We start from the raw sequence: 19,013 nt of genomic DNA, 5'->3' as shown, positions 1-19,013 counted from the left end.
AAAGCATGGGTTAAATAGCTGTCATTAAATGAATCAGCGCAGGGCCAAAAAATACCATAAATAACCCTGCCAATACCATCGTCAGACTGGCAATCACGCCTTCGCTTTCATGGCGCTGACTGGCTCTTGCGGTACCAAAACCATGTGACGCATTACCCAATGCCACGCCGTGGGCAAGATGAAAACGGATTTTTGACCATGCCAGTACCATATCGCCAATCACCATGCCGACCACCCCAGTAATTAAAGTAAATAGCGACACGAGCGCCGCTGAACCATGAATCTGCTGCGCCAAATCAATGGCAAATGGGGTAGAAATTGACCGTGCCATTAAGCTGTAGGTGAGGGTGGTATCAAATTTAAACAGGCTAGCAAACACCATGATGCTAGCAATACCCACCAACATGCCCACCAGAATCGACACCGCAAGCACGGCAGCATAGCGGTAAATCAATTGACGATACTGATAAATCGGTATGGCAAAAGCCACGGTGGCAGGGCCCAACAATTCCACAATCCAAGCGGTATCGGCAAAATAGGTTTGGTAAGAAATCCCAAGCACAATCATCAAAATAATCGTTACCGTCGCCACTGTGATGGCAGGATTGAGCCAAAATTTTGGGAAACGGGCATACACCCGCTTTGCTAAAACATACGCCAAGATAGTCCAGATTAAACAGCCGATAGAGATAATATTCATAGTAAATTACGATTGGTATGATTAATGATTAATAATATATGAGTCGTGATAAGTTTGATTATTGATGTGCATGGTGCGTGCGGCGATACAACACGCGCTTAACACGATTGCCTAGCATAAAAGTGATGGCAGAGCTCAGCATCACCAGTGCCGTACTCACGACAATGGTAATCATCAGCTGCCAACCTTGAGCAAAAAATAACTGCTGATATTGGGTAATCGACATCATCAGCGGAATAAATAACAGCACCAACTCGCCTAAGATAAACTTAGCGCCGACATTGACCCAGTTGATTTTAATGACCCCAGTCAATAGCAATCCCAGCATCAAAAACAGCCCCAAGATGCCAGATGACATAGGGAGGTTGAATAACTTTTTGAGGATGTCAGCTGAGCCCCATACCACACCAATGAGGGTGATTTGCAGTAAAATTTTGACCAGAGGCTGTTGTAACATAGGGTCTATTTTATGGGGTAACAGTTTATGACGTAATAGCTGCTGAAAAGTTGGAAGATTCATAGTGCGTTTCATGGTAAACAAGTCATCAACAATGAAGATATGTAGTATAAAAAAACCATTAACAAAAAATATGAATAATATTTTTAAAATTATGCGTAAAATCTATAGAGCTACAAAACGAAGCTATAACAATATAAAGCTATTTTATAAAGCTATTTTGGGCAGTGCACAAATATGATGACCTTAAAACAACTTCAATGCTTTATCACGGTGGTGAAGACCGGCGGATTTTCTCATGCTGCCGATACCTTGAGTTTGACGCAGCCGACAGTCACCAAAGCCATTTCCAATTTGGAAGATATGCTGGGGGTAGCGCTCTTTGATAAGCAACTGATGAGCCGCAAGCGGGATATTGCGCTGACCGAAATTGGCGCATTGGTATATGAGCAGGCGCAGACGGTGCTGCAACATGTCGGCTACCTTGAGCAGACGGTGACACAATATCAGCACATGGATCGCGGGCAGCTGCGGCTAGGGTTGTCACCGCTCGGGGGCGAGTTGTTGAGCGATGCGATTTTTGAGTTTTATCAAACCCATCGCCATATTGAGCTGTCGTTGCTAGAAGATGGCGCAGAGTCGTTAAAACAAGCCTTGCTCGATGATACGCTTGATGTGTGTACTTTGATGCAACCGATTGAAGATAGCTTTGATTGTATCCCAGTATGCGATTATCCCATTATGATGGTGGCACACCGACAGCATATGGGCCATACCATCAAACAAGTGACTTTAAAATCCTTAAAAAATGCGTCGTTGATGTTGTTTGCGTCCCATTCGTCATTTACCTCAATGATTGTCGAAGAATGCCAAAAACTCGGCTTTGAACCCAATATCGTTTGCCATACCAACCAATGGCAACTACTGACAACCTTGTTGAAAAAAAACATGGGGGTGACGCTACTGCCCAAATATTATACCGATAAGCTCGATGACAAACAGCTGGTTTGCCTGCCGCTTGTCCAGCCTAATTTGACTTGGCAAATGGTGATGGCATGGCGAAAACACCGACCACTGACCCCAGCCATGCAAGCTTGGCTAAACATAGTACAGCGCCAAGCTAATAATAAAATTTAATGGGAAAGTTTAATAGGAGAGTTTAATCGACAGGCTATCAACATTTGATAAACCTTTTGATAGCACTGTGTTACAGCTTTGTGTTACAGCCTTGTATTATAGACCCGGGTGTTAACGCTTTTTGATATATGGAATTTACCAAATGATGTTAGACACCGCAAAATCACTGCCGTAAAATCATTCAACAATACCTCAAAAAAAAGGGAATACCTATGCTACAACAACCTGACGACCACTACGCCGCACCCGCCAACCTTGGCACAGCGGTATATGCCAACAATGCTGATGCGATTGGTAACACGCCGCTGGTGCATCTTAACCATATCATGCCACAGGGGGTGACCGTGCTTGCCAAAATCGAAAGCCGTAACCCGGCGTTTTCGGTCAAATGCCGAATCGGGGCGGGCATGGTGCAAGCCGCCGAGCAAGCAGGGTTATTAAAGCCAGGTATGCAAATCATCGAGCCGACCAGTGGTAACACGGGGATTGCGCTGGCGTTTGTGGCAGCAGCCAAAGGATATAAAATCACGCTGACCATGCCAGCTTCTATGAGTATGGAGCGCCGTAAAGTGCTTGCCGCCTTGGGCGCACATTTAGTGCTCACTGAGCCTTCGCTAGGTATGAAAGGGGCGGTGGAAGCTGCGCAAGAAATCCATGACAACCATCCTGGCGAATACTTTTTGCCGCAACAGTTTGATAACCCTGCCAACCCAGACACTCATGTCAAAACCACCGCACCTGAGATTTTTAATGCCACCGCGGGCAAGGTCGATGCACTTGTCGCAGGCGTGGGTACAGGCGGGACGATTTCGGGTATCGCCCGGTATTTTAAACAAATCAAACATCAGCCGCTTTATACCGTCGCGGTTGAGCCTGCGGAATCACCGATTATTACCCAGACGCGTGAAGGTAAACCCATCACCCCAGGCCCCCATAAAATCCAAGGAATTGGCGCCAACTTTATCCCAAAAAATCTTGCGCTTGATTTGCTTGATGAAGTCATCACAGTAACTGGCGATGATGCGATCGCATGGGCAAGACGGGCGATGACCCAAGAAGGTATTTTATGCGGTATCTCTTGCGGTGCAGCGCTGCAGGCGACGTATCAACTAGCAAGCCGCCCTGAGATGCAAGGCAAAACCATTGTGGTTATTTTGCCAGACAGTGGTGAGCGTTATTTAACCAGTGTGCTATTTGATGGTATCTTCACTGGCGAGAACTTTAATTAACAAACCTTTATGAACGATAAAAAAGGGCGTTAGTTAGCCCTTTTTTAATTTATTTTTAATTTAAAATATCTATAAAAATCATCGGTTTAATACCTTACACATAGTCATCAATCCATGACCCATAACGAATAACTCACAATAAATAGCCTAAGCGAATTTGCTAATCATTGCCACTCATTTTTTTTCAAGTCGTTTTTATTGCTGACTTATTTTTATTGCCAAGCCATTTTTAAGCGTTTTTGCTGACGTAATAAACGCGTTCCTAACAGCAGCGACGCCAATCCCAGCGCTGCAACCAGCGCGATCCAAAATCCTTTAGCCCCCATATCGGTATGGCGCACCAAATAGGTACCCAGCGGAATCGCCACCACCCAATAGCAAAACAAGGTGATGAACATCGGCACTGTGGTATCTTGCATACCGCGCAAAATCCCCGCAAAATTGACCTGCCAGGCATCAAACAACTGATACACGGTGGCAAACCATAATAACAGCGCGGCTTGCTGAATCACTTGGGGATTTTCACTAAAGAAAGTTGGCAGGGTTTGCCGAAAAATGGCAGTTAACAACATGCTAATCACCGCAAATGACGTGGCTACGGCAATGCCGATGAGCTTGATACGTTTAAGCTCTCGGTAATCTTTGGCGCCATAGCGGTTTGACACCATGATGGTGAGCGCCATCGCCACTGAAAACGGGAACATAAATAACTGCGATGAAATCGTCAACGCTACCTGATGGCTTGCCACCGCGATTTCACCCAGCGGGCTGATGATAATGGAAGCTAGACTAAACGCGCTCACTTCAAAAAAAATCGACATACCAATGGGAATACCAATCGATAATTGCTGACGCAACTGAGCAAAATCCATGCCGGCAAAATTGGCGAAAAAGCGTTGATTGGCAAAATCTGACTGGGGGCTCAAAGTCAAATAGCTTACCAACATCAATAAATTTATCCATAACGCAATCCCAGAGGCAAAACCACAGCCCGCACCGCCCATGGCAGGAATCAGCACAGTTTCACCGAGGGTGACGCCATGAATAAACGCATAGCTGAGCGGCACATTTAAAATCAAACCAATGAGGCTAATCACCATGACCACGGTGGGATGTTTTAAGCTTTCGGTGTAGCAGCGCAGCGAGGTGTATAAACAGACTGCAGGAAACCCAAAAGAGATACCAAACAAGAATTTTTGCGCGATATGCTGAATATCCTTCGGTACCTTCATCCAATCAAACAAATAATGCAGCTGATTGACCGCTACAAACCCTATCATACCGATGATAAGCGCCAGCCATAGCGATTGTTGGGTGATAAATGGCACTTTTTGTAGTTGCTGCTGACCAATCGCTTCTCCAATCAATGGCGTGGTGGCAAGCAAAATACCAACCGCCAGCAAAAAAGTGGGCATCCAAATACCCGCGCCGATGGCCACGCCCGATAAATCTAGCGCAGAGACTTGACCTGCGAGTAAGGTATCGACCAAGGCGAGCCCTGACTGGCAAATCTGAGTGATTAAAATAGGGAAGGTCAAGACAAATAATTGTTTGAAGTCTTGACGAGCAATAGCTGACAGCATGTAATGACCAAATATTCGTTGAAAATTCAATAAAGGCGGCAGTTTAACAGATTTTGCGGCATGATTTTTTATTGTTTAATTTATTGTTTAACAGGTCAGCAAATTAACAGGTCAAAAAAGTTAGCGTTTGATTGTGATAGCATCAACATACAAAAGCCTTTATCAAATGTCGCCACAATTTGATAAAGGCTTTTTTCAACAATAGATTTTAAAGCGCTTTAATCATGGCTTGATAGCCTGTCAGTTTATTGGTGGCATCAAAGGTCTGTACCACAAACGCATAATTGGCTTTAGTGGCATCCACAAAGGGTGTAAAAGTAGTGCCGTAGGTTAATTGGTTGGTGCGTACAAAACCCATACCGCGGTCAGTGGCTTTATCCAAGTTGATTTGGGTGACAAGGGTGCGAGCGGTGTTGGCAGGCGCAGCCCAATTGAGGTTTAGGGTACTACCTGTCCCCATGAGATTAACGCCTAAATTGCCAACCCTAGCCGTGAGTGGTAATACTTTAAAATCGCCATCGCCGCCTAAGGTATAGTTGACATCACAGCCGTCTTTATTGTCAGATAATTGTTTGCCAAAATCGACACCCACCTGATAACTATATTGACCATCCCAATAATCGCGCTTGCTATCATAATCGCCATTAAATGGCATGCCCGCCACAGAGGTTTTTAATTCGTCAAACTGTAAAAATTTAAGAACCGTATTATCAAATTTTGCTGCTGGGTCGAGTGTGCCAGACAGCACACCACCCATCTTTTGGTCAGTTTTAATAGAAATTTTTTCTGTGGTTAAGGTGTTTGGGTCTTGGCAAGTTTTTTGTTGATAGCTCATTTGACCATACACTGAGGCGGCATAATCATTGCCAATATCAAAATACACCACACCCAGGTCGCTATCATTGGGCTCGTTGTCGTTGTCTTCTACAAAATAGCCAACGTACAACCCCCCTTTACCGCCTTCTGGGGTGATTTTATCCAAAAAATTATCTAAGCTGTCTTCGGGCAAAAAGATACTTTGTAAAATCTCTGCCATACTTTTTTCTTTATTGGTTAATTTATTCTCGACTTTTTTGTAGGCAGCGCGGACATCCGTTGCAATGTTTTTATAACTATCATTGGCATCGTTTAGAGCATTGTCGACAGTCTCACTACCTGAGCCGCCACACGCAGATAGGGCGATGGTGAGCACAGTTAGCATGCCTATTTTATAAGACGCTTTTTTATCAGGCACTTGGCTATATGACATGATGACAATCCTTCCTTGATAATAGATGAAATAGCAATAACAAATAGCGATAAATTATTAAATAAAATCAAAATAAAAGTTTGGGGCTATGCTACCATTGTTATTTTTTAAAGTATAGCCAAATAGTAACGATTATCATCAAAAAATTGTTGGCTATAGTGTGTTAAATTATCAATCAAATGAATTAGTTACTGATTAATGCCAAATCCAAACCTTATCCCTTTATCGCTTTATATCCATATTCCTTGGTGTGTTAAAAAATGCCCGTATTGTGATTTTAACTCACATGAAAGCCGTACACCGATTGATTTTGTAGGCTATGTCGATGCACTGTTAGAGGATTTAAAAACCCAGCTAAGCTTGGTACAAGGGCGCAAGATTGCCACCATTTTTATTGGGGGCGGCACGCCATCGCTGCTGCCGATTGCGCAATATCGGCAGCTTTTTGCGGGCATCAATGCTCAGTTAACACTGACTGACGACTGTGAAATCACCATGGAAGCCAATCCTGCTACCGTGGAGCATGCGCCATTTCATGAGTATCTAGCGGTGGGTATCAATCGATTGTCGCTTGGTGTACAAAGTTTTCAAGCCCAAAAACTTGCTGCCTTGGGGCGGATTCATAACCCGCAGCAAGCGCTTTTTGCCATTGCCAATGCCCAGCAAGCAGGGTTTAAAAAGTTAAATGTCGACTTAATGCATGGCTTGCCCAACCAGACACTGACAGACGCGCTGAGCGATTTGCAGCAAGCGATTGATTTGGGCGTTTCGCATATTTCGTGGTATCAGCTTACCATTGAGCCCAATACCGTGTTTTATCGCAATACGCCGATTTTGCCCGATGACGAGATATTGGTGGATATTTTTGAGCAAGGCGCGCAGCTGTTGAAAGCCAATGGGTTTGTGCAATATGAAGTGTCGGCATGGTCAAGGCAGTCGGATTTTCAGCCCAGTCAGCATAATCTCAACTATTGGCAGTTTGGTGATTATCTGGCGATTGGGGCAGGCGCGCATGGTAAAGTCACGCGGTCTGATGGCATTTACCGGTTTAGTAAATCGCGCTTACCAAAAGATTATAGGGTTAATCAGTCGGCGATAGGTTGGCAAGCCATCGAGCCTTCTGATTTACCGTTTGAATTTATGATGAATGGGCTGCGGCTAAAAAATGGCGTGCCCAAACAGTTTTGGACACAGAGGACAGGCTTGGCATGGTCAGTCATTGAGCCGCAATTGATAAAACTACACAATCGGGGGTTGGTTGAGTTAAGCGGTGACCATATCCACTGCACAGCGCAAGGGTTTTTATTTTTAAACCAAGTGCTGCAAGAATTTTTACCCGATGACTAACGCTTTGACGGTGCATTTGATTGAATTTATGCGCCGCAGCCTTATTTAAGCGTCAATCAATTAAAAAAAAGAGAGTAATATGTTTACCGATACCCATGCGCATCTAAACCGTTTGGACTTAGAAAAATATCAAGGTAATATCCGTCAAGCCTTACAAGCTGCCAAGGATGCCAATGTGCAGCGGATTATGGCGATTATGTGTGAGCTGGATGAATACGATGCTATTTATGAGATTATCAATACAAAAATTGACGGGCTAACGTTGGGGATGAGTGTGGGCGTGCATCCGTGCGAAGACCTTGCCATGATAAAAAGTGCCACGGTTGAGACACTCGTTGAAATGGCAAATCAGCCGCATGTTTGGGCGATTGGCGAGACCGGGCTAGATTACTATTGGTCAACAGAAAACAGCATAGAACAAAAAGCGAGCTTTGCCCGCCATATTCATGCCAGCCAGCACCTAAAAAAACCCATTATCGTTCATACCCGTGAGGCGAAACACGATACATTGGATTTATTAAAAGCAGAAAAAGCCGAGCATGGCATTATTCATTGCTTTACAGAAGATTATGCGACCGCCAAAAAAGCATTGGACTTGGGTTTTTATATTTCTTTATCAGGGATTGTGACCTTTAAAAATGCCACTGAATTACAAGCAGTGGCGAAAAAACTGCCTAAAGATCGCATTTTGATTGAAACCGACAGCCCATATCTGGCGCCAGTGCCCAAACGCGGTAAATCTAACGAGCCTGCTTTTGTGCCTTATGTGGCGGATTTTCTCGCCAAGCATTATGACATGCCAGTGGATGAGTTCGCGCACTTAACCCATCAAAATTTTGACGCATTATTACATCAATATGCTTAAAAATAATTAACGAAATCTTTATACTTTATTAAGTAGGTAATAAAATTTATGTGATAAACCATTTGGCAATGACTCATCAGTCATGTATCATACGTAACAACCTTGCTCCAATGTTACTAAGCGAAGTTGCTAAGCTGAGTTACTATGCAAGGTTAATAAGCGAGCATTTTTTTATCATTTAACAGTTGTGCGTAGATGGGTTGATGTAACGGGTCTCGTCAACAATAGGGGCTACTAGAACAGACTGATGGAGTAATCAATGAGTCGTCAACAACAATTCAAAAATCGTGAAGAAGTCATATTGGCAGTTGCCGAGCAGTTGCTATTAGAGTCTGGGGAAGGCGATATCACCCTAGATAGTTTAGCCGAGCAGCTAGACCTAGCCAAAGGTACGCTATACAAGCATTTTACCAGCAAAGATGAATTGTTTTTACGCATCATTATCCGTCATGAGCAGCAACTACTTGCGCTGAGCGAAGTCGGCGATTGTCCTGCCGCAGGTGTGGCGCGTCTTACCCTGTTTCAACTGATCAATCCGCAAAAAGCCATATTACTCAACCAAATCGAAGAACGCTTAGCCAATTCTGCTGTAGGGCTTAATAAGCTTTTTTCGCAGTTGTATGAAATTCGCCGTGAACGCATGAAGCGATTAATCAATACCACGGCTGAATACCTGCAATCGCTACACAGTAGCATGAGTACCCGAGACTATCTGGCAACCATTTGGGCGATGGGTCAAGGCGGTGCAGGACTGCTGAATTCTAGTTTTTATCAACGCTATCTCGGTCGCCGCGATACCTTACGTTTTGCCTTGGTTCAACATATTTTAGATATTCCCAAGCAATACCCTGCTGCGGTACAATCAGTGGATGGGCCTCCTGGGGCAAACCCACCCAGCGCCGCTAGTCATACAGCAAATTCACAGACTGAATCAAACTTGACGCCGCGCAATGTCAAATAATAAATGTCAAATAGTAAATGTCAAAGAATACTAGTTAACTATCATCACCCCCGGTTAAGCTTTATAAACTATCCCTGTTTTGTCTGAGTGCATGACGATGCGATTGCTATTTGGTCGGTCTTGTAAAACTTTCACGCCCGCACCCAGTGCGATGGGTGGGCAACAAGGGTTTACCTTAATCGAAATCATGGTGGTCATCGTCATTTTATCTATTTTTGCTGGGATGATGAGCCTATCGGTAGGGGGTAGTGAAAATCGTAGAAACACGGCGTTTCATGAGCGTCTGACCAGTAATCTTGATTATGTACGCTTGTTATCAACAGAACGCATGCAGCCTTATGGGCTGGCAATCAAACTGCCGCAAAATGACACGCCCAATCAGCTAGTAGTGGTTAAATTAGAAAACGCCTTTACTAATTCTCAAAGTGCTGTTCGCAATGCCAATGCCGCAACAACCTCGCAACCTGTCCCACCACAATGGGTGATAGAAAAACAAATCCCACCGCTGGATGTGCCAGACAACCTTGATGTCAAAATCCGCCCACTGGATAACCCATTTAATACTAACGCCGCCCAAAATACCCAACCCACCGCCAGCTGGTTAAGCGGCAGCGAGGCACCGCCTGTGGTGTGGTTTGGGACAGGCGAGGCGACACCCGTGCAAATCAGCATCCAAAAAACTAATGCCGACAAACAAACCTTTGCAGTTGGCAATCCCATCATCGTCAACCAAGCTGGGGCAATCGAGGTGGCAAAATGACCATGGCTATCTCAAATAGACTGGCTATCAGGCAACATCAGCAAGGATTTACGTTACTTGAAGTCATGGTGGCATTAGCGATTTTGGCGGTGGTTGCGATATCAGCCAGCCAAGCCAGTCGCAGTTATTTGCAATCCGTGGATAACATGAAAACACGAACCTTTGGCTATTATGTGGCGCAAAACACGCTGGCAGAATTACGAGTACAAAAAACTTGGCTTGCGGCGTCCGATACTCGGCAAATCACCTCGCAAGGCCGTCAGTGGCAAGTGGTTATCTCACCGCAAACCACACAAACCAGTCAAGGCTTTGTCCAACCCATTCATATTCGCGTGGCACCTATTGTCGATGGCAGCGCAAAAAAAGACGTGGTGGATATCGATGCAGTCCTGGTAAAGGATATGGGGACAACGCCGTGAGCCCTTTTTCTATTCATTGCTCTGCTGCAATGGCACCGCATAAAACATCCCAGCAAGGCTTTACCTTAATCGAAATGATGATTGCGTTGGTGATTTTTGCGATGCTGGCATTGGCGGGATGGCAGATCATGGATAGTCTGACAAAAAGTCGCGAGCGTGGCTACCAACATCAAAAATCATTATCACAACTCGATTATGCTTATTTACAGCTGTCACAAGATTTGGCACAAACCAGCAATTATGTGGCGGTGCCAATCCTGTCAGCGACTGCCTATGCCAATGCTAATAATACGGCATCGGTCAATAGTGCCGCTATGACGCCAACCTTTGTATTAAATGCGTCACAAATAAGTTTTATCCGTTTTGCCGCGCCCGATCCGCGTTATCAGCCGTCACCTATGCTAGCAAAAATACAATATTCGGTCGCAGGGAAAACGCTGACAAAACGGCGTTTTTACCAGTTAGACGACAACAACGAAACCCCTGCAACCAGTGTGTTATTGACAGGTATCAAGGATGCCAGCTGGCGAGCATTGACGCCTGACGCGGTGAGTGTGTTTCCAGATGAAGCCACGCTGCAAAAGGTACAGCAAATACAAGCGCAAAAAAACACCAATCAAACAGCCAATGCTTCAACCAATCCGATTCCCAACCCGACTGATAACGTAACAGATAAAAATAGCAATTTGCAAAACAGGATAGATTTGACGCCTTATCAGCAGTTACCACGCGGCATCGAGCTTAATTTTAGTTATCAAGGCGAGCCGATTACTTGGCGATTTGCGTTACCAAACACACCGCCAAACGCACCGAACCCATAATTCAATCAAATTTTAGCAAATACACCATGCCAACAAACCGCACTCCGTCTAAAATTTTTGCAAATATTGCCATAGCAAACCCGCCATATCGGCATGGGCAACAAGGGATGGCACTCCTGACTATTTTGTTGTTGGTGGTGGCGATTACCATCGTGGCAGGCAGTATGCTTGCCAATCAAAAAGTGATGATTCGAGAATTTGAGCTGACCAAAGGTCAAGGGCAGCTTAGGGAATATGCCTTGGCAGGGGAAGCTATGGCGACCAATTTGATTGCGCAAGACAGCCAAGTCAACCAAGTCGATAGTTTAGCAGATGCTTGGGCAAAACCGCTGGCAGAGCAAACCATAAATCAAGCCAAGGTCAGTATTAAAATCGACGATGATGCCAGCCGTTTTAATATTAACAACCTGTATCACGATGGCAAAGTAGATGACACGGCACTGGCATTTTTTCAGGCGCTGTTACAAGCCAATGGCTTATCGCCCAATATTGCGATGGCGGTGCTCGATTGGCAAGACCCAGACAGTGACACCCGTGCCGACGGTGGCGCAGAAGCAGCGTATTATCAAAGTACGGGCAAAAAAATGGCGATGGGTATCGCTAACCAGACTTTTATCTCAATCAATGAATTGCAATATGTGCGCGGGATGGATAGCGAAGCATTGCAAAAATTAGCGCCGTATCTGACCGCAGTGCCATATTATCTGCCCATGAATATCAACACAGTGAAGCCCGAACTATTAAGCGTACTGGTGAATTTACCCGCCGCAACCAGTGGCAACCATCCGCAAGGCTCAAACCGTTCGGACAGTGATGACGCCCCAGAATCTGGGCAAGACACTAGCGCAGCTTCAAATGTGGCGGCTACCCACCAAATCGACGATACAGCAATCATCAATTGGGCGAATGCCCGAGAAAACAACCTAGCGGTGCAAAACTTGACTCAACTGTGGGCAGTACCAAGTTTTGCCCAGATTGACGAGCGTAACAAAGCACGCATCGCCAAGCTTTTATCCACCCAGAGTCAAAGTTTTCACGTCGTTGTCAGCGTCAAAAGTGACGACAAGCAGCTTTTTTTGCATAGCCAAATCGCTAAGATTTTACCTAAAGCTGACAATGACCCAGCAGCTGCTTCTGGTGTGCCAGCGACACCCATCCCAGCACCAACCAATACGCAAAATAACACGCAAAATGGTACGCCGCAACTCATCACTTACAACCGCCAATTTTTACCCTTTGCCCAATAATGCTGCAGCGCAATAAATTGGCTTCAAAATTCCCAGTTATTTTTTATTTATTTTAATCAGTTATTTGTTGCTGGCGTATTCTAGGGTAAAATAAGGGGGTTTTCTTGGGCGTTGTTGAATGACGATGGGGCAGAAAACGGGCACAAAAGCGTTGTCTACACAACGGATACACATGCAACCTAGACGCATAAATTGGATGAATAAATTGGGTGAATATAGATGAATGTAATCGAGCGCTATTTTGGCATAGATGGCCGCAATACAACGATAAAAACTGAAATTCTGGCAGGTCTGACAACCTTTTTGACCATGGCTTATATTATCTTTGTCAATCCCGACATGCTGGCAAAAGCCGGGATGGATAAAGGGGCGGTATTTGTGGCGACGTGTCTAGCCTCAGCGCTGGGCTGTTTTTTGATGGGATTGATTGCGCGTTTGCCCGTGGCATTGGCACCTGGCATGGGTCTAAATGCGTTTTTTACCTTTACTGTCGTCTTGGGGATGGGTAAAAGCTGGCAAGTGGCATTGGGCGCGGTGTTTATTTCAGGCTTGCTCTTTGTGCTGATTAGTGCCTTTAAACTGCGCGAATGGATTATCAACGCGATTCCCTATACCCTTAAACAAGGTATCGTGGCAGGGATTGGGGCGTTTTTAGCGTTTATTGCGCTTAAAAGCTCAGGCATCATTGTAGCGAGTCCTGCCACATTTGTGACCATGGGCAAACTCACTGATTTTGGTCCTGCGATGGCGATTTTAAGCTTTTTTCTGATTGTCGTATTTGTGCAGCGTAAAGTCCCTGCGGCAGTGATGTTGTCAATTTTGATTGTGACGGTGATTAGCTTGTTGGCAGGGGAAACCCATTACTCAGGGATTGTGTCAATGCCGCCGTCGATTGCACCGACCTTTATGCAATTAGACATTGCAGGTGCGCTTGATGTGAGTATGGTTAGCGTGATTTTTGCCTTTTTATTTGTGGTGTTATTTGATACATCAGGCACATTAATTGGCGTGACTAAAAAAGCTGGGTTAATGTCTACCGATGGTCAAATCCCGAATCTAGGTAAAGCTTTGTTTGCTGACTCAACGGCGGCTGTGGCAGGGTCATTGCTAGGGACTTCATCGGTAACGAGTTATGTAGAGAGCACAGCTGGGGTGGCAGCAGGTGGACGCACCGGTTTGACCGCGATTGTAGTGGGTGTGTTATTTTTATTGGCGTTATTTTTTGCGCCATTGGCTGGAATGATTCCTGCGTATGCGACGGCAGGGGCGATTTTTTATGTCGCGGTATTGATGTTATTTACGCTGCGTGAGATTGATTGGGATGACTTGACCGAAGCATCACCTGTCGCGGTAGTGCTGCTGTTGACGCCGCTTACTTTCTCAATCGCGGATGGGATTGCGTTAGGTTTTATCACCTATACCATTGCCAAATTGGTGAGTGGACGTTATAAAGAAGTTAGCCCTGCGGTTTGGGTGTTAACGGTGATTTTGTTGGCAAAATTGATTTTTTTAAGTTAATCAATGGCTGAGCAAAAAAAACCATCTAGCCGAATTGGGTTAGATGGTTTTTTTATTAAATTTTGGTCCAGAGTACCGCTGTCTATGTGAACCCATGAACTGTAACGTTCAGGGTGGGTATGGCAACCACTCTTAAGGCTTCCTGAATCATCGCAGCGTAGCTGGATGCAGGCTTGCACAACAAGTGAAAAGAACGCATACCCTTATATAAATTATCAGCTCAGGTAAAACCATAAACTGGCGAATACCCCAGATGCATGTATTGTAGCAGATTACCTAAGATGATGCAAAAGCTCGCGCATTAATTCAATGATTGATTAAATTAATCACACTTGACGGTCAAAATACCATTCAAACCCTCAACACACATCACAAGGTTTTTTGTTCTCATCATCTCGCTTAATATCGCTTAGCAGTTAACAGGCTTTGCAGTTAACAGAATGACGCAAAATCTGGGTTAAAGAGATTGAGCGAGCTATGCTATAATTTTCAAAATTTTTTTAATACTAGTTTTGTATTTTCCTTATTTTAGCTTTTCTAGAGGCAACAATGAATCAAGCGTCTAACTCGGTTACCCATCAATCGACGGTTAAAAAAATCCCCCATGTATTGATGATTTTAGATGGTTTTGGACATCGCGAAGATCAGCGTGATAATGCGATTGCCGCGGCGCACACCCCAAACCTTGATTATTTGTATCAGCATTATCCCCATGGGTTGATTTCAGGGTCAGGTGAAGACGTGGGTTTACCCGCAGGGCAGTTTGGTAACTCTGAAGTCGGGCATATGAATTTGGGTGCAGGTCGTATTTTGTATCAAGACTCTACCCGTATTCATAAAGAAATCCGTGAACAGCAATTTTTTAGCAACCCTGCATTAACCGAAGCAGTAAAGCTTGCCAATGACCGACAAGCTAATGTGCATATCATGGGATTGTTATCCGATGGGGGAGTTCATTCGCATCAAGATCATATTGTTGCGATGGTGGAGCTGGCATTGCAACAGGGTGCAAAGCAGGTCTTTATCCATACATTTTTGGACGGTCGTGACACGCCGCCTAAAAGTGCAGACAATTATGTCGCACAATTAGAACAAGTGCTTGCCACGCTTAATCAGCGATATGAGGGCACGGCTTATTTGGTCAGTCTCATTGGTCGCTACTTTGCGATGGATCGGGATAAACGTTGGGACCGGGTACAGCAAGCGTATGATTTGCTGACCCAAGCCAAAGCAGAACGGGTGGTGCAATCAGGTGCTGAAGCGATTAGCGCAGCTTATGGCGCAGGTGAAAGTGACGAGTTCGTCAAACCGACTTGGGTGCGTTATGCTAATCAAAACGCTGACTTTGGTACTATCCAAGACAATGACAGTGTGATTTTTATGAATTTTCGTGCCGACCGCGCCCGCGAAATCAGCCAAGCACTGGTGTCCGCTGATTTTGATGGCTTTACGCGTGAAAAACTGCCAACACTGTCAAAATTTGTGATGTTGACCAAATATTCCGATGAATTACAAAACAATGACGTGACCAGTATTGCCTTTGAACCGACATCGCTAACCAACACATTGGGCGAGTATTTGCAAGCGCAAGGCAAAACCCAACTGCGCATTGCTGAAACCGAAAAATACGCCCACGTGACCTTCTTCTTTAGTGGTGGGCGCGAAGCAGAATTTGAAGGGGAGCAGCGTATTTTGGTCAACTCGCCTTCGGTTGCTACTTATGATTTACAACCCGAAATGAGTGCGCCAGAAGTCACTGAAAAATTGACCAATGCCATCAATTCCGGTGCGTATGATGTACTGATTGTGAATTATGCCAATGGCGATATGGTAGGCCATACAGGTGTGTTCGATGCCGCTGTCAAAGCCGTCGAAACGTTAGATAACTGTGTGAAAACCATTGCCGATTGTGTGATTGCCAATCATGGCCATTTACTGATTACCGCTGATCATGGCAATGTCGAGCAAATGCAAGATTATGATAGCGGACAGGTACACACCCAGCACACCACAGAGCTAGTGCCATTTATTTATGTCAATGAGCAAGCGACTGATACCGTGCACATTCGCACGGGTGGTAAGCTATCGGATGTAGCACCAACCTTATTGGACTTAATGCAACTTGCCAAACCTGCCGAAATGACAGGTGAAAGCTTAATCGTAGCAAATTAACAGTTAATGGGTACAACTATCGTATGGTAACGCAGCGTCTGAAATCACTATCCAACCCTACTTTCAAAAGACACATTATAGCGCTGGCATTGTGGGGGATAGGGTCATTGGGTTATGCTGCTAACCGACCGACTGTCAGTGCGCCTGTCAAACCACCGGTCAAATCTGCTACCTCAGTTGCGGCAAAAACCAATAAAACGGCATTAAAACCTGCAATCACTCAGGCGATTGCGAGTACTAATCCTACTGCCGTGCCCGTTAGTGCGGTGAATGCACCTAATGCTGTACCAGATGGCGCTGATTATGATAATTCGACGGATGACGGCGCTGACGATGGCGGGGAAGTGGATATTACGTCAACCACGCCTATGGTGACTAATCCAGCTACTCAGCCAAACCTAGACACTCAGCCAAAAGACACTCAGCCCATCGCGCCAGCTTCTGGGCAAATCCAGCAAGTGGCGTTGGGCGCAGTATCACCCGTCACAGTCGAAAAATTTGTCAAAATGATTGATATCATCCGTCAAAACTATGTGACAAATGTCGATGATGAATCGCTGTTTGCCAATGCGATGGCAGGCACTTTAACTGGTCTCGATCCTTATTCTGAATATCTGGATGCGAACGCGTTTGAAAACTTAAGGTTATTTACCGAAGGCGATATTGGCAGTATTGGTGTGAGTGTGAGTTTTCATGCCGATGTAGATAGCTGGGTGTTTGATGACGTGCTGCCCAACTCGCCTGCTGCAAAAGCGGGTATTCAGCGCGGCAATTATTTGCATCAAATCAATGATAATAAGCTAGACAGCACGCGAACCCCACAAGATGTCGAGCAGCTGCTAACAGGCATCGCAGGGACAACGGCTCGCTTGTTAGTTTCGGATAAAGGTCGTCGTAAACATCTGGTAGTGGTGCAAAGAACCTTGGTACAACAACAAGCCATGAGCACCAACATCATTAATGGTGCTGCGGTGGTGCAAATCCCCGTGTTTCAAAACAATACCCAGCAGCAATTTTTAATGGCACTCACCAAATTAAATCAGCCTTTTAGCGTGCTGGTACTCGATTTGCGCAATAATCCAGGTGGCGTGTTGTCAGCTGCCAATGATATCGCAAGCTTATTTATGAACGATAAAGTGGTGGTGGAGATTAAAAATCGCCAGGGCATACAAGAGGTGATGCGCACCCACGGCAAAGCCCAGTTTGCCGATTTACCGTTGGTGGTGTTGCAAAATCGTTATTCTGCTTCGGCGGCTGAAGTATTAGCCAGTACGCTACAAAACAACCAACGAGCTAAGGTGTATGGCGAAACCAGTTATGGTAAAGGCTCTATCCAAAGCATTGTACCCATCAATGATAACGAAGCGGTAAAGCTAACGGTCGCGCATTATTACTCAAGTAAAGGCGAGAAAATTGATGGCGTAGGCGTCAAACCGGATGTGACTTTGACGGGTGCAGAAACGAGTTGGCAAGATCAGGTATTAGCGGATTTGCAAACCACCAAACGAAGCAACCAATTTTTACTTAAACCTACGCCAACGCCTCAGTCTTTTTAAGCTCATCACCTAAGCCGTCACCCAATAATCTGTCATATTTATCATCGGGTGGAATTTATCTTACAATTCATCTTCCATAAAAAATTGCGGATCGACGGCATCCAAATCACGCACATCAAGTTTGGTATAGTGTTTTTTGCAGAAATTTGGATCCAATTTGCACATCGCACTTTGCAATTCATCAAGGCGCGCTTCAGACTGGCGAATGTGCTCGAGCATTTTGATAAAAGTCATTGCCACAGGGTCTTGGGTGTTTGGGTCAATGCCATATTGATGAAAAACGCCCGCTTGCTCTAACTTAATTTTATTGCAATCATCCTCATTGGTAGCAGAGGTATTGATGGAGGTTTGTTCAACCGCTTTCATCTGCTCAGCATCGGTTGTTTTTTTGATGACGGTTTTTTCGATATAGTCGTCAGTTGGGGTGACCCCATTATTTGCCAAGCTATCAAGCCCCATTTGCTCCGCTTTGGCTTTATCATGAATCAAACGCGCCGCGCCGCCTACCATGGTCGCACCGGCAGGCACTTCTTTGACCACGACAGCATTAGAGCCGATTTTGGCATATTTACCCACGGTAAATCCGCCTAATACTTTGGCACCTGCACCGACAACCACGCCATCTTCCAGGGTGGGATGGCGTTTGCCTTCACTTAATGATACCCCACCGAGCGTGACGCCGTGATACAAGGTGACGTCATCACCGATTTCAGCGGTTTCACCAATGACCACGCCCATGCCATGGTCAATAAAGAATCGCCGCCCAATTTTTGCTGCAGGATGAATCTCAATCCCGGTCAAAAATCGATTGCCAAAGGATACAAACCGTGCCAAGCCTTTGTTATTGTGTTGCCACATACTGTGGGCGACGCGGTGAATCAATAGCGCATGGACGCCAGGATAAGTCAACAGCACTTCAAGCGTGTTACGTGCCGCAGGGTCACGGTCAAACACCGCTTGGATGTCCTCTTGTAATTCTGCTTTGATGGTCT

Annotated in this window: 17 protein-coding genes and 1 other RNA gene; 12 read left to right on the top strand and 6 right to left on the bottom strand. The window is 45.2% G+C overall.

Going from position 1 to position 19,013, the window contains the following annotated elements; genetic code table 11:
- Positions 1–10: 10 nt before the first annotated feature.
- Together RTL34_RS04885 and RTL34_RS04880 are read right to left on the bottom strand one after the other, a co-directional pair.
- A complete protein-coding gene (locus tag RTL34_RS04885) occupies positions 11–700 on the bottom strand; it encodes an LrgB family protein (protein WP_312115029.1) in 690 nt (229 codons plus the stop codon).
- Positions 701–758: 58 nt separating this feature from the next.
- On the bottom strand, positions 759–1,220 hold the full coding sequence (locus RTL34_RS04880; protein ID WP_312115028.1) for a CidA/LrgA family protein: 462 nt from the start codon (positions 1,218–1,220) through the stop codon (positions 759–761).
- 174 nt (positions 1,221–1,394) lie between these two features.
- Here RTL34_RS04880 and RTL34_RS04875 point away from each other — a divergent pair, with 174 nt between their 5' ends.
- Positions 1,395–2,294 carry a LysR family transcriptional regulator gene (locus RTL34_RS04875; RefSeq protein ID WP_312115026.1) on the top strand — a complete coding sequence of 300 codons (900 nt, stop codon included), beginning with the start codon at positions 1,395–1,397 and terminating at the stop codon, positions 2,292–2,294.
- Positions 2,295–2,506: 212 nt separating this feature from the next.
- Positions 2,507–3,523, top strand: coding sequence for a cysteine synthase A (cysK, locus tag RTL34_RS04870; protein ID WP_312115024.1), 1,017 nt, complete (start codon positions 2,507–2,509; stop codon positions 3,521–3,523).
- A gap of 212 nt (positions 3,524–3,735) precedes the next feature.
- Here the strand turns inward: cysK and RTL34_RS04865 are convergent, their stop codons facing one another.
- The gene (locus RTL34_RS04865; protein WP_312115022.1) at positions 3,736–5,106 is read right to left on the bottom strand and encodes an MATE family efflux transporter; all 1,371 of its coding nucleotides are present in this window, start codon (positions 5,104–5,106) and stop codon (positions 3,736–3,738) included.
- A 208-nt stretch (positions 5,107–5,314) separates the two neighbouring features.
- On the bottom strand, positions 5,315–6,355 hold the full coding sequence (locus RTL34_RS04860) for a hypothetical protein (RefSeq protein WP_312115020.1): 1,041 nt from the start codon (positions 6,353–6,355) through the stop codon (positions 5,315–5,317).
- A 198-nt stretch (positions 6,356–6,553) separates the two neighbouring features.
- Between RTL34_RS04860 and hemW the strand changes: the two genes are divergently transcribed.
- The 8 genes from hemW (at position 6,554) to RTL34_RS04820 (ending at position 14,293) form a co-directional block, all read left to right on the top strand.
- Entirely contained in the window at positions 6,554–7,702 is a 1,149-nt protein-coding gene (gene hemW, locus RTL34_RS04855) for a radical SAM family heme chaperone HemW (protein ID WP_312115018.1), read from the top strand.
- Between the two features lie 79 nt (positions 7,703–7,781).
- The gene (locus RTL34_RS04850; RefSeq protein ID WP_312115016.1) at positions 7,782–8,567 is read left to right on the top strand and encodes a TatD family hydrolase; all 786 of its coding nucleotides are present in this window, start codon (positions 7,782–7,784) and stop codon (positions 8,565–8,567) included.
- 259 nt (positions 8,568–8,826) lie between these two features.
- A complete protein-coding gene (locus tag RTL34_RS04845; RefSeq protein ID WP_203172016.1) occupies positions 8,827–9,528 on the top strand; it encodes a TetR/AcrR family transcriptional regulator in 702 nt (233 codons plus the stop codon).
- A gap of 97 nt (positions 9,529–9,625) precedes the next feature.
- On the top strand, positions 9,626–10,288 hold the full coding sequence (locus RTL34_RS04840) for a prepilin-type N-terminal cleavage/methylation domain-containing protein (protein ID WP_312115013.1): 663 nt from the start codon (positions 9,626–9,628) through the stop codon (positions 10,286–10,288).
- Between the two features lie 2 nt (positions 10,289–10,290).
- Positions 10,291–10,707, top strand: a complete 417-nt coding sequence (gspI, locus tag RTL34_RS04835) for a type II secretion system minor pseudopilin GspI (protein ID WP_312115011.1) — start codon at positions 10,291–10,293, stop codon at positions 10,705–10,707.
- Entirely contained in the window at positions 10,704–11,528 is an 825-nt protein-coding gene (locus RTL34_RS04830) for a PulJ/GspJ family protein (protein ID WP_312115009.1), read from the top strand. The genes gspI and RTL34_RS04830 overlap by 4 nt, the downstream gene beginning before the upstream one ends.
- A gap of 26 nt (positions 11,529–11,554) precedes the next feature.
- Entirely contained in the window at positions 11,555–12,775 is a 1,221-nt protein-coding gene (gene gspK / locus RTL34_RS04825) for a type II secretion system minor pseudopilin GspK (RefSeq protein WP_312115007.1), read from the top strand.
- A gap of 219 nt (positions 12,776–12,994) precedes the next feature.
- Positions 12,995–14,293: an NCS2 family permease gene (locus tag RTL34_RS04820; RefSeq protein ID WP_060995436.1), complete on the top strand. Its 1,299-nt coding sequence runs from the start codon at positions 12,995–12,997 to the stop codon at positions 14,291–14,293.
- A 60-nt stretch (positions 14,294–14,353) separates the two neighbouring features.
- Here RTL34_RS04820 and ssrS read toward each other — a convergent pair.
- Positions 14,354–14,552: non-coding RNA, 6S RNA (gene ssrS, locus RTL34_RS04815), on the bottom strand.
- A gap of 290 nt (positions 14,553–14,842) precedes the next feature.
- Between ssrS and gpmI the strand changes: the two genes are divergently transcribed.
- Together gpmI and RTL34_RS04805 are read left to right on the top strand one after the other, a co-directional pair.
- The gene (gene gpmI / locus RTL34_RS04810) at positions 14,843–16,465 is read left to right on the top strand and encodes a 2,3-bisphosphoglycerate-independent phosphoglycerate mutase (RefSeq protein ID WP_312115004.1); all 1,623 of its coding nucleotides are present in this window, start codon (positions 14,843–14,845) and stop codon (positions 16,463–16,465) included.
- A gap of 23 nt (positions 16,466–16,488) precedes the next feature.
- Positions 16,489–18,021, top strand: a complete 1,533-nt coding sequence (locus tag RTL34_RS04805) for a S41 family peptidase (protein ID WP_312115002.1) — start codon at positions 16,489–16,491, stop codon at positions 18,019–18,021.
- A 60-nt stretch (positions 18,022–18,081) separates the two neighbouring features.
- Here the strand turns inward: RTL34_RS04805 and cysE are convergent, their stop codons facing one another.
- Entirely contained in the window at positions 18,082–19,008 is a 927-nt protein-coding gene (cysE, locus tag RTL34_RS04800) for a serine O-acetyltransferase (RefSeq protein ID WP_409418205.1), read from the bottom strand.
- Positions 19,009–19,013: the final 5 nt, after the last annotated feature.

Source organism: Moraxella sp. CTOTU47915 (assembly GCF_031986685.1).
GTDB lineage: Bacteria > Pseudomonadota > Gammaproteobacteria > Pseudomonadales > Moraxellaceae > Faucicola > Faucicola tetraodonis.
The sequence above is the reverse complement of the archived record's forward strand: the minus strand, read 5'-3'. Positions and strand labels throughout refer to the sequence as shown.

Bases quoted from the DNA above. Each gene is read 5' to 3' on its own strand.
- RTL34_RS04885 (WP_312115029.1), bottom strand. From the start codon at position 700: ATGAATATTATCTCTATCGGCTGTTTAATCTGGACTATCTTGGCGTAT.
- RTL34_RS04880 (WP_312115028.1), bottom strand. From the start codon at position 1,220: ATGAATCTTCCAACTTTTCAGCAGCTATTACGTCATAAACTGTTACCC.
- RTL34_RS04875 (WP_312115026.1), top strand. From the start codon at position 1,395: ATGATGACCTTAAAACAACTTCAATGCTTTATCACGGTGGTGAAGACC.
- cysK (WP_312115024.1), top strand. From the start codon at position 2,507: ATGCTACAACAACCTGACGACCACTACGCCGCACCCGCCAACCTTGGC.
- RTL34_RS04865 (WP_312115022.1), bottom strand. From the start codon at position 5,106: ATGCTGTCAGCTATTGCTCGTCAAGACTTCAAACAATTATTTGTCTTG.
- RTL34_RS04860 (WP_312115020.1), bottom strand. From the start codon at position 6,355: ATGTCATATAGCCAAGTGCCTGATAAAAAAGCGTCTTATAAAATAGGC.
- hemW (WP_312115018.1), top strand. From the start codon at position 6,554: ATGCCAAATCCAAACCTTATCCCTTTATCGCTTTATATCCATATTCCT.
- RTL34_RS04850 (WP_312115016.1), top strand. From the start codon at position 7,782: ATGTTTACCGATACCCATGCGCATCTAAACCGTTTGGACTTAGAAAAA.
- RTL34_RS04845 (WP_203172016.1), top strand. From the start codon at position 8,827: ATGAGTCGTCAACAACAATTCAAAAATCGTGAAGAAGTCATATTGGCA.
- RTL34_RS04840 (WP_312115013.1), top strand. From the start codon at position 9,626: ATGCGATTGCTATTTGGTCGGTCTTGTAAAACTTTCACGCCCGCACCC.
- gspI (WP_312115011.1), top strand. From the start codon at position 10,291: ATGGCTATCTCAAATAGACTGGCTATCAGGCAACATCAGCAAGGATTT.
- gspK (WP_312115007.1), top strand. From the start codon at position 11,555: ATGCCAACAAACCGCACTCCGTCTAAAATTTTTGCAAATATTGCCATA.
- RTL34_RS04820 (WP_060995436.1), top strand. From the start codon at position 12,995: ATGAATGTAATCGAGCGCTATTTTGGCATAGATGGCCGCAATACAACG.
- gpmI (WP_312115004.1), top strand. From the start codon at position 14,843: ATGAATCAAGCGTCTAACTCGGTTACCCATCAATCGACGGTTAAAAAA.
- RTL34_RS04805 (WP_312115002.1), top strand. From the start codon at position 16,489: ATGGTAACGCAGCGTCTGAAATCACTATCCAACCCTACTTTCAAAAGA.